Origin of the sequence: uncultured Mycobacterium sp. (assembly GCF_964249325.1) — a bacterium.
Lineage (GTDB): Bacteria > Actinomycetota > Actinomycetes > Mycobacteriales > Mycobacteriaceae > Mycobacterium.
On sequence record NZ_CAXUCH010000350.1, the window covers coordinates 1 to 3,324 of the forward strand.

The 3,324-nt window shown below is 65.6% G+C and carries 4 protein-coding genes; 1 reads left to right on the plus strand and 3 read right to left on the minus strand.

Going from position 1 to position 3,324, the window contains the following annotated elements; genetic code table 11:
• Nucleotides 1-104 precede the first annotated feature (104 nt).
• A complete protein-coding gene (locus ACFE99_RS24205) occupies nucleotides 105-785 on the minus strand; it encodes a TetR/AcrR family transcriptional regulator (protein WP_375489297.1) in 681 nt (226 codons plus the stop codon).
• Between the two features lie 37 nt (nucleotides 786-822).
• Between ACFE99_RS24205 and ACFE99_RS24210 the strand changes: the two genes are divergently transcribed.
• Nucleotides 823-2,292, plus strand: coding sequence for a flavin-containing monooxygenase (locus ACFE99_RS24210; protein ID WP_375489299.1), 1,470 nt, complete (start codon nucleotides 823-825; stop codon nucleotides 2,290-2,292).
• Between the two features lie 25 nt (nucleotides 2,293-2,317).
• Here ACFE99_RS24210 and rraA read toward each other — a convergent pair whose 3' ends face one another.
• Nucleotides 2,318-2,809 carry a ribonuclease E activity regulator RraA gene (gene rraA, locus ACFE99_RS24215; protein ID WP_375489302.1) on the minus strand — a complete coding sequence of 164 codons (492 nt, stop codon included), beginning with the start codon at nucleotides 2,807-2,809 and terminating at the stop codon, nucleotides 2,318-2,320.
• 33 nt (nucleotides 2,810-2,842) lie between these two features.
• Complete coding sequence (locus ACFE99_RS24220; protein WP_375489304.1) at nucleotides 2,843-3,322, minus strand: nucleoid-structuring protein H-NS; 480 nt, start codon at nucleotides 3,320-3,322, stop codon at nucleotides 2,843-2,845.
• Nucleotides 3,323-3,324 lie beyond the last annotated feature (2 nt).

Here is a 3,324-nt window from a genome sequence, read left to right on the forward strand (position 1 = left end):
TTCGATGAGGCAACGAAGCACCCTTTCGCGCGCATTTCTGACGAGTCAACGCGGTTGACGGGGAGACGCCGGCACGAACATATGTTCGCACGCGGGTGTGACAGTTAGCCAGCTTGGCCGTAGATGCTGGTGACCCAGATGTGCACCAGCGTCTCGAGCAGGTGCTCGTCCGGTACCGAGGGCCGCTCCTGGGCGAAGGAACTCAGCATCACCTTCTCGTTGAGCAGGTTCAGCGCCGCGGACAAATCACGGGCCGGCAGCGTCACCGGCGCGGCGCCGCGCGCGCGTTCGGCCTCGATCACCGTCGCGGTGTGATCGACCCACTTCTGCATGAACCGCGACCACAGGTCGCCGATCTCCTTGTTGGACCGCGCGGCGTTGGCCGCCAGCGACACCGCGCGGTGCGCGCTGAACGTCTCGACGAACAGGTTGATCCCGGTGCGCCACAAGGTTTTTATGTCGGCCGGCGGATTGGCGACCATGCTCTCCAGAGCGGAGTCGGCCTCGACGATCACCCGCTCGAACAAGGTCAGCAGTACCGCGTCCTTGGAGGGGAAATAGAAGTAAAAGGTGGGGCGGGAAAGCCCGGCTCCCTTGGCCAGGTCGTCGACCGAGATGTCGGCGAGCGGGCGCTTTTCCAGCAGCCGTTCGGCCGTGCTCAAAATGGCCAGTTCACGCTCGTCGCCCGACGGGCGCGTCGAACGCCGACTATGAGAAGCACGGGCAGGGCTGGCGGCAGTAGTCACGACTGCTACTTTACTCCATGTCGAGAAATTCAACACCATGTTGACTCACTCGACACGCTGTTGATACCGTGGGGGCATGACTGAACACTTTGACGTCGTCATCGTGGGAGCCGGCATATCCGGCATCAGCGCGGCCTGGCATCTGCAGAACCGCTGCCCGAGCAAGAGCTACACCATCTTCGAGCGCCGCGACGATCTCGGCGGCACCTGGGACCTGTTCAAGTACCCGGGCATCCGCTCCGACTCAGACATGTTCACGTTGGGCTTCCGGTTCAAGCCGTGGCGTTCGGCCAAGTCGATCGCCGACGGCGCGTCGATCAAGGCCTACCTGAAGGAAGCCGCGGCCGAAAACGGCATCGACCAGCACATCCGTTACCGGCACCGCGTGGTGGCCGCCGATTGGTCCGACGCCGACAATCGCTGGACGGTCACCGTCGAGAACGGCGGCCGACAGAGCCAGATCAGCTGCTCGTTCCTGTTCGCGTGCAGCGGCTACTACAACTACGACGAGGGCTACTCGCCGGAGTTCGAAGGCGCGGAAGACTTCGAGGGCACCATCGTGCATCCGCAGCACTGGCCGGAGGACCTGGACTACGCCGGCAAGAAGATCGTCGTGATCGGGTCCGGCGCCACGGCGGTGACCCTCATTCCCGCACTGGTGAACACAGGCGCCCGCCACGTGACCATGCTGCAGCGCTCGCCGACGTATATCGGCTCGCTGCCTGAGGTGGACCCGTTCGCCGAGCGGGCCAACCGGCTGCTTCCCGAGAAAGCCGCGCATGTCGCGAACCGGTGGAAAGCGATCGCGTTCAGCACCGCTCAGTACCAGCTGTCGCGGCGATTCCCCAACTACATGCGCAAGGTGCTGATGACGATGGCTACCCGGCGTCTGCCCGAGGGCTACGACGTCGAAAAGCACTTCGGCCCGCGCTACAAGGTCTGGGACCAGCGGTTGTGCCTGGCGCCCAACGGGGATCTGTTCCGCACCATCCGGCACGGCCAGGCCGGCGTCGTCACCGACACCATCGACCGGTTCACCAAGACCGGCATCAAGCTGTCCTCCGGTGAGCAGCTGCACGCCGACATCATCATCACAGCAACCGGTTTGAACCTGCAGCTGTTTGGCGGCGCCGCGATCCGGCGCAACGGCGTGCCGGTCGAGCTCAATGAGACCATGGCCTACAAGGGCATGATGCTGACCGGGATGCCGAACATGGCGTTCACCATCGGTTACACGAACGCGTCCTGGACGCTGAAGGCCGACTTGGTATCGGAGTTCGTCTGCCGGCTGCTCAACCACATGGATAAGCACGGCTTCGACACCGTGGTGCCGCAGCACCCGGGCGACTCGGTGGACGAACGCCCGTTGATGGACTTCACCCCGGGATACGTGCTGCGGGCGCTGGACTACCTGCCCAAAGCGGGCGACCGCATGCCGTGGCGGCTCAAGCACAACTACCTGCTCGACCTTCAGCTGATCCGGCGCGGCCGGGTCGACGACGAGGCCCTGCACTTCAGCAAGCACCGGCTCGCGGTAGCGGCCTAGTTCTCCTGCTCGCGGGTTTCGTGCGCTAGACCGGGGCTGCTGCGCTGACGACGACGATGCCGTCGTCGTCGCTGTAGGCCAGATCGCCGGGCACGAACGTCACACCACCCAAGCTGACCGCGACGTCGCGCTCACCGGCGCCGGTCTTGGTGCTCTTGCGGGGGTTGGTGCCGAGCGCCTTGATGCCGATGTCGACGCCGCGCAGCGCAGCGGCGTCGCGTACCGCGCCGTACACGACCAGCCCCGCCCAGCCGTTGTCATGCGCCAGCTGGGCGATGACGTCGCCGACAAGTGCGGTGTGCAACGAGCCGGCGCCGTCGATCACCAGCACTCCACCGTCGCCGGGCTCGGAGAGCACCGACTTCAACAAAGCGTTGTCCTGAAAACAGCGCACGGTGCTGATCGGTCCGGCGAACTGGGTGCGACCGCCGAACTGGTGCAATTGGACGTCGCAGCTGCGCACGTCGTCGCCGATGTCGTCGACCAGGTCGGCGGTGGGGCGGAAAGTCACAGGCACCGCGGCATTATGCCAAGCCGCTAGCCGACGGGTTCAGCGGCGCCGCAGCTGGCGGATCAGCAACAACAGCATGAGAAGCCCGATGCCGACCCCGACCACCAGCGGCACCGGTGAACGAGCAACATACGGCGCCGCCGCCCCTGGGGAAACCGGGTTGTCAGCTGTTTCAACCGTCGACTTGGCTTGGGCTGCAGCCTCTTTGGCGCCCGTGGCAAGCTGGCCGTTGGTTTCGAGAGCGGCGGCAGGCGGCTGGCCGGCCAGTTTCGGTGCCGCCGGCTCGGCCTTGACGGGGGGCGCTTTCTTCTCCGGCGGTTTGTGGTCGGGCGATTTTTTCGCGGGCGCTTTCTTGGCCGGTGCTTTCTGGACCTTCTTCGCGGCCTTGGCGGGTGCTTTCTTTGCCGCCTTCTGCGGTGGCTTCGCGGCCGACGACGGCTCGGCTGCCGGTGGCGGCGCCTTCTCCGGTTGCGGCGCAGGTGGTGGCGCCTTGTCAGCCGGCGGCGGGGGCGGAGCTATGT